This window comes from Bartonella sp. AP36NXGY, assembly GCF_042195865.1.
Lineage (GTDB): Bacteria > Pseudomonadota > Alphaproteobacteria > Rhizobiales > Rhizobiaceae > Bartonella.
The window spans coordinates 1-19,005 of the sequence record NZ_JBHIPD010000006.1 but is presented as its reverse complement, the minus strand read 5'-3'; the positions used below and the strand labels follow the sequence as shown (position 1 = coordinate 19,005).

General features: G+C 36.2%; 14 protein-coding genes and 1 pseudogene. 12 read left to right on the top strand and 3 right to left on the bottom strand.

Features of this window, described 5'->3' with window-relative positions; all coding sequences use genetic code 11:
• Positions 1-391: 391 nt before the first annotated feature.
• The 3 genes from ACFINX_RS03810 to prfB all read left to right on the top strand — a co-directional run bounded on the left by ACFINX_RS03810 (position 392) and on the right by prfB (position 5,554).
• Entirely contained in the window at positions 392-1,621 is a 1,230-nt protein-coding gene (locus ACFINX_RS03810) for an N-acetylmuramoyl-L-alanine amidase (RefSeq protein ID WP_375628086.1), read from the top strand.
• A 168-nt stretch (positions 1,622-1,789) separates the two neighbouring features.
• Positions 1,790-4,255, top strand: coding sequence for a penicillin-binding protein 1A (locus ACFINX_RS03805; protein ID WP_375628088.1), 2,466 nt, complete (start codon positions 1,790-1,792; stop codon positions 4,253-4,255).
• Between the two features lie 170 nt (positions 4,256-4,425).
• A protein-coding gene (gene prfB, locus ACFINX_RS03800; protein WP_375611893.1) for a peptide chain release factor 2 occupies positions 4,426-5,554 on the top strand; the annotation gives its coding sequence in 2 pieces (ribosomal slippage) (positions 4,426-4,494 and positions 4,496-5,554; 1,128 coding nt in all).
• Between the two features lie 338 nt (positions 5,555-5,892).
• On the opposite strand, the gene ACFINX_RS03795 is transcribed toward prfB, so the two are convergent.
• The 3 genes from ACFINX_RS03795 to ACFINX_RS03785 form a co-directional block, all read right to left on the bottom strand.
• Entirely contained in the window at positions 5,893-6,378 is a 486-nt protein-coding gene (locus ACFINX_RS03795) for a peroxiredoxin (RefSeq protein ID WP_375611894.1), read from the bottom strand.
• A 190-nt stretch (positions 6,379-6,568) separates the two neighbouring features.
• On the bottom strand, positions 6,569-7,822 hold the full coding sequence (gene tyrS / locus ACFINX_RS03790; protein ID WP_375638395.1) for a tyrosine--tRNA ligase: 1,254 nt from the start codon (positions 7,820-7,822) through the stop codon (positions 6,569-6,571).
• A 322-nt stretch (positions 7,823-8,144) separates the two neighbouring features.
• Positions 8,145-8,825 (bottom strand): alpha/beta hydrolase, encoded by a 681-nt coding sequence (locus tag ACFINX_RS03785; RefSeq protein ID WP_375613441.1) that lies wholly within the window; start codon positions 8,823-8,825, stop codon positions 8,145-8,147.
• Between the two features lie 160 nt (positions 8,826-8,985).
• On the opposite strand from ACFINX_RS03785, the gene ACFINX_RS03780 reads away from it, so the two are divergent.
• The 9 genes and pseudogenes from ACFINX_RS03780 to ACFINX_RS03740 form a co-directional block, all read left to right on the top strand.
• Positions 8,986-10,161, top strand: a complete 1,176-nt coding sequence (locus ACFINX_RS03780) for a cysteine desulfurase family protein (protein WP_375628096.1) — start codon at positions 8,986-8,988, stop codon at positions 10,159-10,161.
• 139 nt (positions 10,162-10,300) lie between these two features.
• On the top strand, positions 10,301-11,812 hold the full coding sequence (gene sufB, locus ACFINX_RS03775) for a Fe-S cluster assembly protein SufB (protein WP_375613439.1): 1,512 nt from the start codon (positions 10,301-10,303) through the stop codon (positions 11,810-11,812).
• A 159-nt stretch (positions 11,813-11,971) separates the two neighbouring features.
• Complete coding sequence (gene sufC, locus ACFINX_RS03770) at positions 11,972-12,727, top strand: Fe-S cluster assembly ATPase SufC (RefSeq protein ID WP_375613438.1); 756 nt, start codon at positions 11,972-11,974, stop codon at positions 12,725-12,727.
• An 11-nt stretch (positions 12,728-12,738) separates the two neighbouring features.
• A complete protein-coding gene (gene sufD, locus ACFINX_RS03765) occupies positions 12,739-14,001 on the top strand; it encodes a Fe-S cluster assembly protein SufD (RefSeq protein WP_375611953.1) in 1,263 nt (420 codons plus the stop codon).
• Positions 14,002-14,011: 10 nt separating this feature from the next.
• Entirely contained in the window at positions 14,012-15,256 is a 1,245-nt protein-coding gene (locus ACFINX_RS03760; RefSeq protein WP_375628099.1) for a cysteine desulfurase, read from the top strand.
• Positions 15,249-15,650 (top strand): SUF system Fe-S cluster assembly protein, encoded by a 402-nt coding sequence (locus ACFINX_RS03755; protein ID WP_273787976.1) that lies wholly within the window; start codon positions 15,249-15,251, stop codon positions 15,648-15,650. The genes ACFINX_RS03760 and ACFINX_RS03755 overlap by 8 nt, the downstream gene beginning before the upstream one ends.
• Before the next feature lie 83 nt (positions 15,651-15,733).
• Positions 15,734-16,483, top strand: a complete 750-nt coding sequence (locus ACFINX_RS03750) for a site-specific DNA-methyltransferase (RefSeq protein WP_375668357.1) — start codon at positions 15,734-15,736, stop codon at positions 16,481-16,483.
• Complete coding sequence (locus ACFINX_RS03745) at positions 16,480-17,373, top strand: DNA methyltransferase (protein ID WP_375668356.1); 894 nt, start codon at positions 16,480-16,482, stop codon at positions 17,371-17,373. Before ACFINX_RS03750 ends, ACFINX_RS03745 begins: the two co-directional genes overlap by 4 nt.
• Before the next feature lie 22 nt (positions 17,374-17,395).
• Positions 17,396-18,202, top strand: a pseudogene (locus tag ACFINX_RS03740) (DEAD/DEAH box helicase family protein); the annotation flags it as partial.
• Positions 18,203-19,005: the final 803 nt, after the last annotated feature.

Below are 19,005 nucleotides of genomic sequence, written 5' to 3'. Positions count from 1 at the left end.
AAAGTCTCCGGTAAAATAATCTTTAAAACAGTTCGGATATCCGAACCAACGAATCTTAAGTAATGCAATCCTAATGTTACAACATAGAAATTTTTCATCCATAAAAAAGTCTCAACGCATAATAGACAAAAAACTTCTAAAGACAACTTAATATGAGTTACAGATAATTTAGATGACTATTATCAGCTAGGAAGCATAAATATTCTTTTATGTTGATATCATGCGTTTGGCAAGTAACAATGTAAATCATGTATAATTATAATATCTTTATGACCTTAATTTCGTTTTGAGGTGTTTATTTAGCTTTTATTGAAAAATAGATAATAAATTGGTGTATCGTTTTATGTAACCAAGATAAATTATTACAAAGGTAATGTAGAGTATTTTACTTATGATAAGAGTTTTTTTTACCAAAAAGCTGAAAACAGCTTATGGGGATGTTATTGTGCTCGTCACATACTTTTTATTATCTTTTTTGCTACTCCAAACTAGTGTTCAAGCCGCAGATCCTCTGAGACTTATTAATTTTCGAACCATTGGTGATAGTATTCATACGCGTATTATTGCGGTTTTTAATTCAAAACCAAATGTTCGTTTACAGATTTTTGACAGGCCCGCACGTTTGGTTATCAATTTACCTACAATTGACTTTTCGATGCAAAATACGCCTTTAAAGAAACGGAATACATTATCCGTTATGCTTTCAGATGTGCGTTATGCTTTCTCTGACATACAGACTTCACGCATTATTTTGACAAGTAAAACGGCTTTTGTGGTTGAAAAAAATGTCGTAAAAAAATTAAATAATGGTTTATGGCAGTTGCTGATTGATATTCGTAAAAGTACACAAGAAAAATTTGATGAGATATTAAAAAAACAGCAAAGAAGCAATTTTGATACAAAAACACAGTTAATGCCAGCATATAATTTCCGTGTTGTTCTTGATCCTGGTCATGGTGGTATTGATGGCGGTGCACGGGGTGTTACTGGAATTTTAGAAAAAGATGTGACTTTAGACTTTGCGCGTGCATTGCGAGACGAATTACAAAAGGATTCTCATATTACCGTTGCTTTAACACGAGATTCCAATATTTTTTTAAGACTAAGTGAAAGAGTTAAAAAAGCGCAAGAGTTTGATGCTGATCTTTTTATATCTATTCACGCAGATACGATTGATCTACATTCTCTTCGCGGTGCCACAGTGTATACCATATCAGATAAAGCCTCTGATGCCATTGCAAAATCTTTAGCTGAAAATGAAAATAAAGTTGATTTGCTTGATGGTTTGCCTGCAGATGAAACGCTCGAAGTTACAGATATTTTGATGGATCTTACACGACGTGAAACACATACATTTTCGGTTAATTTTGCAAATAGTGTTATTTCAAGTTTATCAAAGAATCATATTAACTTGATTAATAACCCACATCGGTATGCTAATTTTCAAGTTTTAAGAGCTTCAGATATACCCTCAGTCTTGATAGAGATAGGTTATTTATCCAATAAAGAGGATGAAAAGTTATTAAATGATCCTCATTGGAGAAAACAAATGGCAGCCTCTATTGCTCATTCTATTCGTCAATTTGCTGATTATAGGCAGAAAATGATACAGCCTCTTTAAATTTATGAGAAAATAGAGTATCAATATGGGCTTCTAGTGTACCCTGGTATAAATAAAAGATAGAAAACAATTTCTCTTGATCTCAATCTTGTGGTGATATCCACTTGGTGTGTTTGAAGTAACGTATTTTTTCTTTAATTAATTCTTAAGAAAGCGATAGCCGTTTTTATGATGATTTTTTTAAGATATCTTCTTCGTTTTTTTATTGCTATTGGACTTTATGGTGCAATAACGTGGGGTGTTATGACCAGTGGTCAAGCAAATGCACTCCCTGATTATGAAGTTCTTTCACTTTATGAGCCGCCGGTAATGACCCGTGTCCATGCTTCTGATGGCCGTCTTATGGCAGAGTTTGCAACAAAACATCGCCTCTATTTACCGATTCAATCAATACCAAAGCTTGTTATAAATGCTTTCATTTCGGCTGAAGACAAAAACTTTTATCATCATTTTGGTTTAGATCCTGAAGGACTTTCTCGAGCTTTGATCAATAATATTCGTAATATTGGTTCTGGAAGACGTCCAGAGGGGGCATCAACTATAACGCAACAAGTCGCTAAAAACTTCCTTTTAAGTTCAGAAACAACGTTAGAACGTAAATTTAAGGAAGCTATTTTAGCAATGCGTATTGAGAAAACTTATTCAAAAGATCATATTCTCGAACTTTATCTCAATGAAATTTATCTGGGTCGTGGCACTTATGGCATAGCTGCTGCTTCATTGACCTATTTCAATAAATCCGTCAATGACCTGACGCTAGAACAATGTGCTTATTTGGCTGCTCTTCCAAAAGGACCAGCAAATTATGATCCATTTAAGAATACACAACGTGCTATTGATCGGCGTAATTGGGTTATAGACCGGATGATTGCAAATGGATATGTAACGCGTGAACAAGGTGAAAAAGCGAAAGCTAAACCTTTAGGAGCGACAATACGTGGGAGTGATAGCTATGTTTTTGCGGCTGATTATTTTACTGAAGAAGTACGGCGTCGTTTAATACATCGCTATGGGGCTAAAACACTTTATGAAGGTGGGCTTTCCATTCGTACAACGCTTGATCCGCATTTACAACTTATTGCGCGACGTGCTTTGCACGATGGATTAATTAGATTTGATCATGCGCAAGGATGGCGTGGAGCTTATGCGCATATTGATGAGAAAGGTGATTGGGGGACAGAACTTGCAGATATCACAGGGCTAAGTGATGTTCCTGAATGGCGTTTAGCTGTTGTTCTTTCTACTAATCTCAATAAAGTAGAGATTGGTTTACAGCCACAGCGCGAAGCTTCAGGTATATTATCAAAAAAACGGGAAATTGCTGTTTTATCTGAAGCTGATTCAAAATGGGCACTCCATGTTGTAAAAGAAAATGGTTATCGAAAAACTGTTCAGAGCTTATCTCATGTTCTGCAAGTTGGGGATGTCATTTTTGTTGAAAAACTATCCAATACAAACAACACTTATCGTTTACAACAAATTCCAAAGGTTGAAGGTGCAATTGTTGCTATGGAACCTCATACAGGGCGCGTTCTTGCTATGGTGGGAGGATTTTCTTTTGCCGCATCTGAATTCAATCGTGCAACCCAAGCTTATCGCCAACCGGGGTCTGCTTTTAAGCCTTTTGTTTATGCAGCAGCTCTTGACAACGGATATACACCAGCATCCGTTGTTTTAGATGGCCCCATTGAAGTTCGTCAATATAATGGTGAAGTTTGGCAACCCAAAAATTATGGGGGTACCTTTGCAGGACCTTCAACGTTGCGTTATGGTATTGAGCGTTCTCGTAATCTTATGACAATACGGCTTGCCAATGATATGGGAATGCCTCTTGTCGCTGAATATGCAGAACGCTTTGGGATCGTAGATAAATTGCAGCCTTATCTTCCCATGGCTTTAGGGGCTGGCGAAACAACAGTATTACGAATGGTTACAGCTTATTCCGTTATTGCCAATGGCGGACGCTCTATTAAACCTTCTCTGATAGACAGAATTCAAGATCGTTATGGGAAGACAATTTATCGTCATGATGATCGTATTTGCGAAAATTGTAATACGAATTCATGGAATAATCAAAGTGAACCCACATTGATTGATGAGCGAGATCAAGTTCTTGACCCTATGACGGCTTATCAAATTACATCGATGATGGAAGGGGTTGTTCAGCGTGGTACTGCGGCACGTTTACGTTATCTTAATCGACATATTGCCGCTAAAACAGGAACAACCAATGACTCTAAGGATGTCTGGTTTATGGGATTTACTCCTGACATTGTCGTTGGTATTTTTGTCGGTTATGATCAACCAGCTCCGTTAGGATATAATGGAACAGGAAGTTCATTAGCTGCACCTATTTTTGGTGATTTTATGGCAGATGCTCTTAAAGGGAAGCCAGATGTTCCCTTTAAGATGCCAAAAGGTATGATTTTAATGCCAATTAATCGGAAAACAGGAATGCTTGCCGAAAGAGGAGATCAAGATGTCATTATAGAAGCATTTAAACCAGGGACTGGGCCTGCTGATATATATCAAGTTATTGGGAGTACAAATTCTTTTCAAGAAGGTGTTCCTGCAGTAACGACTTCTCCACAAGTCAACAAAGCACTTGAAAGTGGGACAGGTGGGCTGTATTAATCGACAAAATCTCCTTTTGCCATGAGTCATGGTTTTTATCTCTTTTTTACAATGTCGGTTCTATAAATAGAGTGATAGAACTGTACCATTTTCTGATAGCAGCTATTAAATTTGTATAAAATGCTAAGAGACACAACCAAAAAGAGTTTTTAAAAATACGGTGTTAAATTATGCGAGCAGAAATAGAAACATTAGTTGATGAAATCCAGAAAGCAATACAATTGCTAAGGGGGCATCTTTGACTGGGATCAATCACTAAAGCGTCTTGAATATCTTAATCAAAAAGCGGAAGATCCATCATTATGGGATGATGCACAACGAGCACAGGATATGATGCGTGAGCGTCAACGTCTTGATGATTCAATCAATGGTCTTTTATCATTTACAAAAACACTTGAAGAATGCATTGAGCTTATTGCGATGGGCGAAGAAGAAAGTGATGTGGAAATTATCGCTGATGCAGAAAGATCAATACGTAATCTTAAAAATGAGATAGATAAAAGGCAAATTGACGTACTTCTTTCAGGAGAGGCAGATCCGAATGATACCTATTTAGAAGTTCATGCTGGAGCAGGGGGAACAGAAAGCCAAGATTGGGCTTCTATGCTCTTACGTATGTATATGCGATGGGCTGAACAGCATGAAATGAAGGTTGAAATTTTAGAAATTCATGATGGAGAAGAAGCAGGAATAAAGTCAGCGACTATTCTTGTAAAAGGGCATAATGCTTATGGAATGTTAAAAACAGAATCAGGCGTTCATCGCTTAGTACGGATTTCTCCATTTGATTCGAATGCAAAGCGCCATACTTCTTTTGCGAGCATTTGGGTCTATCCAGTTATTGATGACAATATTGAAGTTGATGTTTCAGAGGCAGATGTGCGTATTGATACATATCGTGCATCTGGAGCAGGAGGACAACATGTTAACACAACAGATTCTGCTGTTCGCATCACACATATAAAAACGGGTATTGTTGTTCAATGTCAAACAGAGCGTTCTCAACATAAAAATCGCGCTACGGCTTGGTCGATGTTGCGTGCACGGCTTTATGAAGAAGAGCTTAAAAAAAGAGAAGAAGAAACCAATGCTGCTGAATCTTCTAAAACAGAAATCGGATGGGGACATCAAATTAGATCTTATGTTCTTCAACCCTATCAGCTTGTCAAAGATTTGCGTACAGGAATTGAAAATACGGATCCACAATCCGTACTTAATGGTAATTTAGATGCATTTATAGAGGCAGCACTCGCACGGCGCATTTATGGACAAGACAAAAAAACTGAGGATATTCGTTAATTACATATCCTTCCTTCAAGCCATGTAGATTTTTTCTTAAGCTGTTCGTTTTATGGATGCTGTGATGTTATATAGCCTTTGATACTTTAAAGGTTTAAAGGGGGATTTTCTTGTTCCTTTCTTCAACTTTTTCTCACACGCTAATTCTGCTTATGATATTGCAAGTGATAGGAAGAATCTGAAATCAGAAAATTTTGCGATATTCGGGGGACTAATATAAATGTAAAACAATTCATTATCCTTATAAATCAATATATTGTAAAAATTGAATCCGTTGAAAAACTAAAATCAATTAGGGAGAATAACTTTTGCTTTTGAAGGTAAATCAAACACTCAATTTACAAGTTACCATTATGATATAAAAGTGTTGCAGTAGCTAAAACATTTTCAGCATGCCCAGATACGCTTACTTTGCGCCATTCTTCTACTATTATTCCATTTGCATCAATTAAAAAAGTGCTCCGTTCAACTCCCATATATTTGCGTCCATACATGCTTTTCTCAACCCAAACACCATAAGCTTCGAGGGTCGTTTTTTCTTCATCAGAAACCAAGATGACATCAAGTTCATGTTTTATTTTAAATTTATCATGTTTTTTTACATTATCTGGAGAGATTCCAATAACAGCAACACCGATTTCATCAAATTTCATCTTTAATTTTGTGAAATCAAGTGCTTCACTTGTGCAACCACTGGTGTCATCTTTTGGATAAAAATATAAAACAACAGGCTTTCCTTTAAAGTCAGAAAGACACACTGTCTCTCCTCCATCGCGCGGCAAAGTAAAATCAGGAGCAAGAGCACCTTTCATTGGTCTTGTCATTGTTTTCATCTTTCTTTTTTGTGTAACAGGTATAAAATATCAGAGTACACAGAAGAAAAGAACTATTCAACTCTCTAGAATTTTATCGTTTTGAAGAGACTTTTATTTCCCTAACAAAATTCGCCCTATCACAACGATTGAATTGAAAGAACAAGCTCGACGTGAACAACATAAACAAAACAGCAAAAGATTATACTGGTTTCATCACAACATGTTTTTTCTTACCAAAAGAAAGTTTAATGGTTCCTTCTGCACTGACATCCCTTTCAATAATAAGATGTGTTTCATCCTCAATAATTTGATCATTTACACGGACACCTCCACCTTGAACGTGTCGGCGTGCCTCACTATTCGATCTAGCGAGTCCTGCTTGTACTAAAAGAGTGAGCAATCCAACACCTTTTTTTAATTCTGAGGCATTAATTTCAACAGTTGGAAGATTTTCTCCCAGAGTTTTTTCTTCAAACGTCTTGCGAGCCGTTTCTGCTGCTGCATCAGCAAGAACACGTCCATGCAACATTGCTGTAATTTCTGTTGCAAGAATTTTTTTTGCTTCGTTAATTTCAGTTCCTTGTAATAGAGAAAGTTTAAGAATCTCATCCATCGGCAATGGAGTATAGAGCTTTAGAAATCGTGTTACATCAGCATCTTCTGTATTGCGCCAGTATTGCCAAAATTGATAAGGTGAAAGTTTATCCGCATTTAGCCATACAGCCCCATTCAATGATTTACCCATTTTGGCACCGGAAGAGGTTGTCAGCAATGGTGATGTTAACGCATATAATTGCGGTGTTCCTAAACGATGTCCTAATTCGATTCCGTTAATAATGTTGCCCCACTGATCAGAGCCCCCCATTTGCATACGCAACCCATAACGTTTATAAAGTTCAACAAAGTCATAAGCTTGCAGAATCATATAATTAAACTCTAAGAATGACAAAGAGTGCTCACGCTCAAGTCTGAGTCTGACAGAATCAAATGACAACATACGGTTGACAGAAAAATGCTTTCCTACATCACGCAAAAATTCTAAGTAGTTTAAATTGCATAACCATTCAGCATTATTCACAATACAAGCATCGGTTTCTCGGTCACCGAATGTCAAATAGTTAGCAAATACCTTTTTAATACCATCAATATTTGCAGCAATATCATCTTGTGTCAGAAGGCGTCGCGCTTCGTCTTTGAAAGAAGGATCACCAATCAATCCGGTTCCTCCACCCATTAAAGCAATGGGGCGATGACCCGTTTTTTGTAACCAATAAAGCATCATAATCTGAAGAAGACTTCCAGCATGTAAACTCGATGCTGTTGGGTCAAATCCAGTATAAGCGCTTACAGTTTCTTTTGAAAAAAGATCATCTAAGCCTTTTTCATCTGAAATTTGGTGGATAAAACCACGTTCGCTCATAATGTGTAAAAAATCAGATTTAAAGGCAAACACAGATTTAATTTCCTAATTTAAGAGTGCATTTATTGTATATAATAGGCGATTATATAACGAATTATTAATGCGTTATCTATCATAACTGACGCACACCTCACAAGAGAAAGAGACATATTGGTAGTATAAAGATAATAATACAGGTATTATTTCCTTTTTACGCTAAAAAAGAAACTTCTTAGTAATAGAAAAAAGGTGTTCTGTTATTCTCATTTCTATCCTGAAATAAAATTTAGAAAAATTTTAAATGCAGACTAAAAAAATTACTTTGTTATGATCAGAGACGATTTTTGCTAATTTTTTATAAATCTATCGTATTTTCCTAAGTTAGTGAAAGTATTTCAGGAGGAGGAGCGAGAAGTTCATTGGAGATATGGTTATCCAAATAGTGGGCACATCGTTCAATAAGTTTTTCATGACATCCACTGAAAAAGTGATTAGCCTCTTCCAATATTTCTTGTGTAATGATGATACCTTTTTGTGTTTTTAATTTATCGACAAGTATTTGAACATCTTTTGGAGGGGCAACTTTATCGATACCGCCATGAATGATAAGTCCAGAAGAGGGACAAGGTGCAAGAAATGAAAAGTCATAAACATTAGGCTGAGGGGCAACTGAGATAAATCCCTCAATTTCCGGTCGGCGCATTAAAAGCTGCATACCAATCCATGCTCCAAATGAGTATCCTGCTACCCAACAATTTTTAGAGTCTGGATGTTGTGTCTGCACCCAATCGAGAGCAGCAGCAGCATCTGAAAGTTCTCCTATTCCATAATCAAATTCACCCTGACTACGACCAATACCACGAAAGTTAAAACGTAAAGTTGTAAAGCCACGTTGTTGGAACATATAAAAGAGGTCATAGACAATTTTATGATTCATAGTTCCACCAAATTGGGGATGAGGATGCAAAATGATCGCAATGGGTGCATTTTTTTGTTGTGAAGGTTGATAACGCCCTTCGAGCCGACCCGCGGGACCGTTAAAAATAATTTCTGGCATAAAATGCTCCTTAATGCAATAAAAGGCTCTCTTTGACCCTGGTCGACTTTTACCATAGAATCTCTTAAATAATTATTAGATATTCTTTTTTTAGTGCACTTTTCAAGAAAAATGCGCTATTTTTTCAATCAATTCATAAGATTAATGATTGCGATGTAAAATGGTTATAAAACGCCGATATTTTGATCATAACGCAACAACACCGCTCAAAAAAGTGGCACGGATAGCGTTACTGGAATCTTTAGAGATATTTGGTAATCCATCATCGGTTCATAAGGAAGGGCGTGCCGCTAAAACTTTGTTGCAAAAGTCCCGTCGGCAAATCGCTGAAAATCTTAAAACAGATCCAGATCACGTGGTATTTACCTCTGGTGCGAGTGAAGCCGCAATGACTTTGTTAACACCTTTTTACAATATGGGGAAAGCAAAAGTTAAATTTTCTCATCTTTACCTTGGAGCGACTGAACATCCCTCTGTTGCAGAGGGAGGACGTTTTTCTAAAGAATTGATAAGCGTCATTGATGTTGATCAAGATGGGCTCATACAACAAGATAAATTAACATCACTCTTAACGGTTCACGATAAAACAAAAGGTTTACCTCTTGTTGCTATTCAAGCTGCAAATAGTGAAACGGGTGTTATTCAACCGTTAACAGAAATCGCCGCTATTGTTCGGGATTTAGGAGGCACTCTTATAGTTGATTTGACACAATATGTAGATAAAAATTTTGTGGATATTCATCAGTTAGGAGGAGACTTTTTTATACTGTCTGCCCATAAAATTGGCGGTCCTAAAGGAATTGGTGCTTTTGTTTCATGTGGTAATCTTCTCATGCCACACCCTCTTATTATTGGAGGAGGACAAGAAAAAGGTCTCCGTGGAGGAACAGAAGCATTGCCCCTTATTGCTGCTTTTGGGGCAGCAATGACTGATTGCTTCACACAGGAGGAAATAAAACAGTTAATATATTTACGCAATAAATTAGAAGCTGGACTACAAAAAATAAGTAAAAATGTTGAGATTTTTGGCAAAAGAGTTCAACGTTTGCCAAATACAACTTACTTTACCGTGAAAAATATAAAAGCTGAAACGATGCAAATTGCTTTTGATTTAGAAGGGTTTTCTTTATCATCCGGCTCTGCCTGTTCTTCGGGAAAAGTAAAACAAAGCAAAGTGTTGGAGGCAATGGGGTATCATGTTCCAAATGGTGCCATTCGCATTTCGCTAGGGCGTGGCACAACTTCTGAAGATATTGATGATTTTCTGTCGTTTTTTTCTCAAATTATAAGCAGGAAAAAAGGGGAAGATTTATCATCAGAAAGTTATAAAAATTAGAATTATTTTAAAAATAAAATAAGTTTGATTGAAATTTTTGCGCTTTACCTATAGCCTAGGAGATAACTTGCTTACTTTAATCTTGTAAAAAACAAGACTTTAGTTACCGGTTTTTGACGCCAAAAAATGGAGAAAATTTATGCCGGCAGTACAAGAAACGATACGCCAAGTACGTGAAATAGATGTTGACCAATATAAATATGGTTTTGAAACCAATATTGAAACCGATAAAGCTCCAAAAGGCTTAAATGAGGATATTATCAAATTTATTTCCGCTAAAAAAAATGAGCCTGAATGGATGCTAACATGGCGCTTAAAAGCTTACCGCCGTTGGCTGACAATGCAAGAGCCTCATTGGGCGCGTCTTGAATATCCTAAAATTGATTTTCAGGAGCTTTATTATTATGCTGCTCCAAAAAATCATACAGGACCAAAATCTTTGGATGAAGTGGATCCTGAGTTATTAGCAACGTACGAAAAACTTGGCATTCCCCTTAAAGAACAAGAGATTTTGGCAGGAGTAAGAAAACAGTCTGATCCCTCCACTTTTGATGACAGTATGTCTGTATCGGGGCAGGTGGCTGTTGATGCAGTCTTTGATTCTGTTTCTGTTGTAACAACATTCAAAAAAGAGCTGGCACGTGCTGGTGTGATTTTTTGTTCTATTTCAGAGGCGATTATTGAACATTCTGAGCTTATTAAAGAATATTTAGGAACAGTTGTACCTATAAGTGATAATTATTATGCGGCCTTAAATGCAGCTGTCTTTACAGATGGTTCATTTGTTTATATTCCTAAAGGGGTTCGTTGTCCTATGGAGCTTTCAACTTATTTTAGGATTAATGAACGCAACACTGGCCAATTTGAACGAACATTGATTATCGCCGCTGAAGATTCCTATGTTTCTTATCTTGAAGGGTGTACAGCACCCCAACGTGATGAAAACCAACTTCATGCTGCTGTTGTTGAGCTTATTGCCCTTGAAAATGCAGAGATTAAATATTCTACAGTACAAAACTGGTATCCTGGCGATAAAGATGGAAAGGGCGGTATTTATAATTTTGTGACGAAGCGTGGAGATTGTCGAGGTGATAGCTCTAAAATTTCATGGACACAAGTTGAGACTGGTTCTGCGATTACTTGGAAATATCCATCCTGCTTACTCCGTGGTAATAATGCGCGTGGAGAATTTTATTCTATTGCCGTTGCAAACGGTTATCAACAAATTGATTCCGGTACAAAAATGATTCATTTGGGAAAAAATACTTCCAGTCGCATTATTTCCAAAGGTATTTCTGCAGGTTTTTCAAATAACACGTATCGAGGACAAGTCACAGCGCATCGAAAAGCACAAAATGCGCGTAACTTTACGCAATGTGATAGTTTGTTAATCGGGAATGATTGTGGTGCGCATACAGTTCCTTATATTGAAGCAAAAAATGCAACAGCTCAGTTTGAACATGAAGCCACAACATCAAAAATTTCTGATGACCAACTTTTTTATGTTATGCAAAGAGGAATTCCCGAAGAAGAAGCTATCGCATTAATTGTAAATGGTTTTGTAAAAGAGGTCATTCAAAAACTTCCCATGGAATTTGCTGTCGAAGCACAAAAGCTTATTAGTATTAGCCTTGAAGGTAGTGTTGGATAATTTTATTTAATTAGATAAATAGAAGACTTTATGTAAAAAGGCTGTAACGGTAGCACATAATGCTAAAAATGACCTCTATGGTAATTACAAAAGTAGATGGATGCTAAGGTAAAATAATACGCATTGATATCTGAAAAACAGCCAAAACAGGATTAAATTATGTTAGAGATCAAAAATTTGCACGCCCGTATTGCTGAAACCGATACAGAAATTATTCGTGGTTTAAACTTGACAGTTCAAGATGGAGAAGTTGCCGCTATCATGGGACAAAATGGAGCCGGAAAATCAACTTTATCTTATTTGCTTGCTGGTCGTGATGATTATGAAATAACAGAAGGAGATATTCTCTATAATGGACAATCACTTTTAGAAATGGATCCAGCAGAACGTGCTGCATATGGTGTTTTTCTTGCATTTCAATATCCAATGGAAATACCAGGGGTAGCAACAATGGAATTTTTAAAAGTTGCGATGAATTCTCAACGCAAAGCGCGAGGTGACGAAGAACTTAAAATTCCTGAATTTATAAAATGTGTTAAAGAAGTTTCAGCCAAACTTGAAATAGATATGGATATGCTAAAGCGTCCATTAAATGTAGGTTTTTCAGGTGGAGAAAAAAAACGCGCTGAAATTTTACAAATGGCACTTCTTGAACCTACACTTTGCATTTTAGATGAAACGGATTCTGGCTTAGATATTGATGCACTAAAAATTGTTGCAGATGGTGTTAATAAACTTCGGGATTCAAAACGTTCATTTTTGGTGATTACCCATTATCAACGGCTGCTTAATTATATTATTCCTGATACGGTACATGTTCTTTATAAAGGACAAATTATCAAAAGCGGTGATAAATCCTTAGCGCTTTATTTAGAGGAAAATGGGTATGCTGATCTTATTAGGGAAGCGGTTTGAGGTTATTAAATATGAATGCACAGCAAAACTTGTTAGCGGTTGAAGAAAATATACTCAGTAATTTTAATCAGTATGTAAACCACTTACCTGGTGATAAAGCTGTACAGGAAATCCGCAAGAAAACTATTGAGCAGTTTCAAACGACACGGCTTCCTTCCCGTAAAATCGAAAGTTGGCATTATACCAATCTGCGTACCTTACTGAAGTCTATTAGCAATTTTTCAAAAGTTCAAGACAATCAATTGGTTGATGCATTGCTTTCAGAAAGTGCTGTTTTCTCCATAAACAATGGAAAAACATCGATAGAGTCAAAGGTAGACAACATTGCAGTAAAACGCCTTTCAGACGCATTAGAAGATAATTCTGTACAGATAAATCAAAACATTTCTGATGAAGATTTTATTGGACAGTTAAATACAGCTTTTGTTACAGATGGTTGGCTTTTTCACATCCCTGAAAATACAAAGTTAAATATCCCCATTGAATTACAAAATATACAAATGGGGGGACAATCTCATATTTTTTCGGATATAAAAGTTGATAAAAATAGTCAAGTTATGTTTATTGAACATCAGGTTGGCAATGATAAAGATACCTTTGTCAGTTCAATATTTTCATTAAATGTTGCTGCTGATAGTGATGTTACGTGGATTCTCATTCGCAATCGTGATTTTAATTCTACACAATTTGGTCGATTTTGTGCTGTTCTTGATCAAAGAGCGAAGTTATCACTTTATGTCATTAATATAGGGAGTCAATTAAATCGCCAAGAAATCGATATTGAATTACAGGGAGAAGAATCTGATTTTCAATTACGCGTCATAAATTTATTATCAGGACAAACACATAGTGATCTTACAATGACTGTTCGTCACGTGGAAGAAAAATCAACATCAACCGAAATTATACGCAATGTGGTTACAGATAAGGCTGTTGGTGTTTTCCAAGGAATAATACGTGTTTCTCAAAAAGCGCAAAAAACAGATGCACGCATGGCTTGTAATAGCCTTATTCTTTCAGATGATGCAGAATTTAATGCAAAGCCTGAACTGGAGATTTTTGCTGATGATGTTGCATGTGGTCATGGTGCAACAGTTGCTAATATTAATCATGATTATCTTTTTTATCTTATGACACGTGGTATCCCATTTAAAACGGCGCGAGCACTTTTGATTAAAGGATTTATCTCTGAGCTCATTGATGACATCAAGCAAGATAATATTCAAATCGTTTTGGAGAATATCATTAGTAAATGGCTTGAAAAAAATGTTTAAGGTAGAAAAAATGGAAAATAACGTACAAACATTTACTTATAATGTCGAAGAAATTCGGCGTGATTTTCCTATTTTGCACCATCAAGTTTATGGAAAGCGATTAGCATATCTTGATAGTAGTGCTTCTGCCCAAAAACCAATGTCAGTACTCAATGCAATGAATAATTATTATCACTATAGTTATGCTAATGTGCATAGGGGAATGTATTTTTTAGCCAATATAGCAACACAATCCTATGAAAATTCTCGTGAAACCGTTCGTGTTTTTCTAAATGCTCAAAAAGCTGAAGAAATTGTTTTTACGAAAAATGCAACAGAAGCTATTAATACTGTTGCTTATGGTTGGGCGATGCCAAAACTCAAGGAAGGTGATGAGATTGTTCTAACGATCATGGAACATCATTCAAATATTATTCCTTGGCATTTTCTCCGTGAACAAAAAGGTGTTAAACTTATTTTTGTTCCTGTCGATGAAAATGGTGTTCTGCACATTGAAGATTTCCAAAAGGCTTTAAGCGAAAAAACGCGGCTTGTTGCTATAACGCATATGTCCAATATATTAGGAACTGTGCCTCCTGTTAAAGAGATTATTAAACTAGCACATCAAAATTCTATTCCGGTTCTTGTTGATGGTTCTCAAGGAGCAGTACATTTAACCGTTGATGTGCAAGATCTCAATTGTGATTGGTATGTCTTTACAGGTCATAAGCTTTATGGACCCACTGGTATTGGTGTTTTGTATGGTAAAGAAGATAGGTTAGAAGAAATGCGTCCTTTTCAAGGGGGAGGGGAAATGATCGAGGAGGTAACAACCGATAAGGTTTTTTATAATGCTCCTCCTTACCGTTTTGAAGCAGGCACTCCTCCTATCGTTGAAGCTATTGGATTAACTGCGGCTATTGATTATATACAAGAGAAAGGTCGTAGCACGATTCATGCCCATGAGAGATCCCTTTTAGCTTATGCGCAGGAAAAACTTAAAATGGTTGAGTCATTGCGTATTTATGGTCATTCTCCCAATAAAGGAGCTATTATATCATTTACAATTGAAGGGATTCACGCCCATGATATCGCTATGTTTATTGATAGAAAAGGGGTTGCGATACGTGCGGGAACTCATTGTGCACAGCCTTTATTACAGCGCTTTGGTCTAACATCTATTTGCCGCGCATCGTTAGCCATGTATAACACTCAAGAGGATATAGATCAATTAGTAGAAGCATTGCAAGAAACAAGGACATTTTTTAATGGCTGAATCAATTGAAGAGCGTCATTCTACAGAATCCGTTGAAACTGTAAGCGAAAATAAAAAATCTTACATATCAGCAATTCCAGCAGACGAAATTGATCGTATGACAAATGATATTATTGCTGCTCTCAAAACAGTTTATGACCCAGAGATTCCTGCTGATATTTATGAGCTAGGACTGATTTATCGTATTGATATTGAAGATGATCGTTCAGTAAAAATTGAAATGACTCTTACAGCACCGGGATGTCCTGTTGCGGGTGAAATGCCAGGGTGGGTAGAAAATGCAGTCAGTGCAGTTGAAGGGGTTTCGTATGTTGAAGTCACTATGACTTTTGATCCACCATGGACACCTGATTGTATGTCAGAAGAAGCTCAAATTGCTGTCGGATGGTACTAAAAGTATTGTTAAGAGACTCTAATTTAGCCATTCATGAATAAGCTGTTTACTTTTCACAAGCATTTGAATTTAAGGACGATCGCATGAGTTATAATAAACAAAAACTAGAACTCATTTGGATTGGAAAAGAAAAACGCCCAAAACTAGAGCCTCGTATCTTATTAGAAGATCTTGAAAAATCTTATCACGCTTCGCATCAAATATCATCCCAAGATATTTTTGATAATAAACTTATTTTTGGTGACAATTTGCTCGCACTCAAAGCGCTTGAACAAGAATATATGGGGAAGGTAAAATGTATCTATATCGATCCGCCTTATAATACAGGTAATGCTTTTGAACATTATGAAGATGGTTTAGAGCATTCCATATGGCTAAGTCTTATGAGAGATAGGCTAGAATTGTTACATCGTTTACTGGCGGAAGATGGAAGTATTTGGATTTCCATTGATGATGATGAACAAGCCTATCTAAAAGTGATGATGGATGAAATTTTTGGTCGCCAAAATTTCATCAACAATATTATTTGGCAAAAGAAATATGCTCCACAAAATGATACAAAATGGCTTTCTGATAATCATGATTTTATAATGGTTTATGCCAAAGATAAAACGATTTGGCGCCCTCAATTGCTTCCTCGTTCAAACGATATGGATGCGCGCTATAAAAATCCTGATAATGATCCTCGCGGTCCTTGGAAATCTGGAGATTTATCCGTAAAAAGAGTAACACCTAAGGATATTTATGAAATCATCACACCTTCTGGACGCAAGGTAATGCCTCCTAATGGTAGAAGTTGGGCTATGAATAAAAAAAATTCTTTGAATTATTGAATGATAATCGTATTTGGTTTGGCCCCACAGGAAGCAATGTTCCTTCTTTGAAGCGTTTTTTATCAGAAGTAAAAAATGGCATGGTTTCAATGACCATTTGGCCTTATCAGGAAGTTGGCCATAATCAAGATGCAAAAAAAGAAGCCAAAGTCTTCAATTCTGATAGTGTCTTTACAACTCCTAAACCGGAACGTTTAATGGAACGCATTATTCAACTTGCCACTAATCCCGGTGATCTTGTACTGGATTCTTTTGCTGGTTCTGGCACAACCGGTGCTGTTGCCCATAAAATGGGAAGGAAGTGGATTATGATTGAACTTGGTGAGCATTGTCACACCCACATTATCCCTCGTTTAAAACAAGTCATTGATGGAACTGATCAAGGGGGAATTTCCAAAAGTGTCAATTGGCAAGGTGGCGGTGGATTCCGTTATTATCGCCTTGCACCTTCTCTGTTGCAAAAGGATCCATGGGGACAATGGATTATTAGTCGCGAATATAATGCTGCGATGCTTTCAGAAGCAATGTGCAAACATATGGGATTTACCTATGCACCTGATGAAAATCATTATTGGATGCAAGGGTATTCAACCGAAACAGATTATATTTATGTCACAACAAGCGCTATGACCCATGAACAACTCCGTATAATGAGTGAAGAGGTAGGCTCTCATCGCACGTTGCTGATTTGTGGTACAGCCTTTGATACAAAATCAGCATCCTTTGAAAATCTGACACTCACTAAAATCCCCCGTGCAATATTAGAAAAATGCGAATGGGGAAGGGACGATTACAGTTTAAATGTAGCCAATCTTGAACCAGTGATTGTGGTAAAAGAAAACAGCAAAAATAAAGATATTGCGCAAGCAGAATTAGATCTATTTGAATAATATATAAAAAGCGGAGTTTTTCATGAACACTGTTGAACAAAGGATTTCTGCTCGCTTATCGTTGCGTGATCCTCAACGTGAATCTTTAAATATTTTGGTAAAAATCTTAGAAAATATAGAGCTTTCTAAAAATGCTGATTTGGTTGCAGAGTTAGAAGTGATAAAAAATCTTTATCCTTCTGTACAAGATTTTGAACGAAATTTTCCCTCTTTTTGTTTTGCCTTAGCAACGGGTGTTGGGAAAACGCGACTTATGGGGGCTTTTATCAGCTATCTTTATTTAACAGGTCATAGTCGCCATTTTTTTGTTTTAGCGCCAAATTTGACTATTTATGAAAAGTTAAAACAGGATTTTAGTCCCCAAAGTCCGAAGTATGTTTTCAGTGGAATGAGTGAATTTATTGCCAATAGACCCGTTATTATTACAGGTGAAGATTATGAAAGTGGTAAAGGTATTCGCGTTGATGAACACCATATTCAAGGACAAAAGCGTTTGTTTGAGAATAGAGATACGGCCTTTATCAATATTTTTAATATTTCTAAAATTAATACAACGGATAATAAAAAAGGCGCACTAAAATCTAGTATTCCGCGAATTAAACGCTTACAAGAAACGATTGGTGAAAGTTATTTTGATTATCTCGCAAATCTTCCTGATTTAGTTTTGTTAATGGATGAAGCACATCGTTATCGAGCTTCTGCTGGTGCGGCAGCAATTAATGAGTTAAAACCTGTTTTAGGAATAGAGCTTACAGCGACACCAAAAACAATAGGTGCAAAACCCGTAGATTTTAAAAATGTTGTCTATAGTTATTCACTTGCAGAGGCTAGAATTCACATTATACAAAAAATACAATAAAGTCAATAGGTTGTTTGCAATTATTTTATATGAATCCACTCAAGAATCCATCTTTTTATACGTGATTCATTTGATCATTTTTTATATAAGATTGCCATGTATGAATAGACCATAAAAAGCAAATCATGATACAAATATTATAACGCATGGGTGTATTCAAATAAAATGAACAGCAGCTATCATTCATAACAGTTTATAAATTTTATGATATGTTTTTATCACAGCACAAATCACATTGTTTAAAAATTTAGTCGTTTGAAAATATCGATAACATAAATTGTATAGGTTTAAAAAATGGTATGAGTTTTGCTCTTTTTTGAGCTAAACCTTCAAAGGAATAATCGTTTGAAACGGTCATAAGCTTATAGGTTTAGTTTATAAAGATTGCACAAAGGATTTAAAGACAAGATTGATTTTATAACCACGGTATTTTTTACCGAGGTAGGAAATCAAGGTAATGAAATTCAAAACATTATATCTTATGAAATCAAAAGCCTTTTAATGAATAGATTGCAGGCTAGTCTTTAAGAACGGAACTATTCGCTTCCACAAAAAAATGGAGGCAAGTAATGCCATGGCAGTAGAATTACTATCTACTTTAGATTTGGTACTAAAAACGTTTTAAAAGTTATAGTTTAAAAATACGAAACCAAATGAGCTCTTTCCAAATTTGGGGGCAGCTATTAAGACAAAGATAAGCAAACAAACTTCAAAACCATTGTAACATCATAAGGTATGGGTTTTTACTCAATTTTGAGTCAAAAGCTGTAATA

Coding starts and splice junctions, on each gene's coding strand:
- ACFINX_RS03810 (WP_375628086.1), top strand. CDS start 392: ATGATAAGAGTTTTTTTTACCAAAAAGCTGAAAACAGCTTATGGGGAT.
- ACFINX_RS03805 (WP_375628088.1), top strand. CDS start 1,790: ATGATGATTTTTTTAAGATATCTTCTTCGTTTTTTTATTGCTATTGGA.
- ACFINX_RS03795 (WP_375611894.1), bottom strand. CDS start 6,378: ATGACAAGACCAATGAAAGGTGCTCTTGCTCCTGATTTTACTTTGCCG.
- ACFINX_RS03785 (WP_375613441.1), bottom strand. CDS start 8,825: ATGCCAGAAATTATTTTTAACGGTCCCGCGGGTCGGCTCGAAGGGCGT.
- ACFINX_RS03780 (WP_375628096.1), top strand. CDS start 8,986: ATGGTTATAAAACGCCGATATTTTGATCATAACGCAACAACACCGCTC.
- sufB (WP_375613439.1), top strand. CDS start 10,301: ATGCCGGCAGTACAAGAAACGATACGCCAAGTACGTGAAATAGATGTT.
- sufC (WP_375613438.1), top strand. CDS start 11,972: ATGTTAGAGATCAAAAATTTGCACGCCCGTATTGCTGAAACCGATACA.
- sufD (WP_375611953.1), top strand. CDS start 12,739: ATGAATGCACAGCAAAACTTGTTAGCGGTTGAAGAAAATATACTCAGT.
- ACFINX_RS03760 (WP_375628099.1), top strand. CDS start 14,012: ATGGAAAATAACGTACAAACATTTACTTATAATGTCGAAGAAATTCGG.
- ACFINX_RS03755 (WP_273787976.1), top strand. CDS start 15,249: ATGGCTGAATCAATTGAAGAGCGTCATTCTACAGAATCCGTTGAAACT.
- ACFINX_RS03750 (WP_375668357.1), top strand. CDS start 15,734: ATGAGTTATAATAAACAAAAACTAGAACTCATTTGGATTGGAAAAGAA.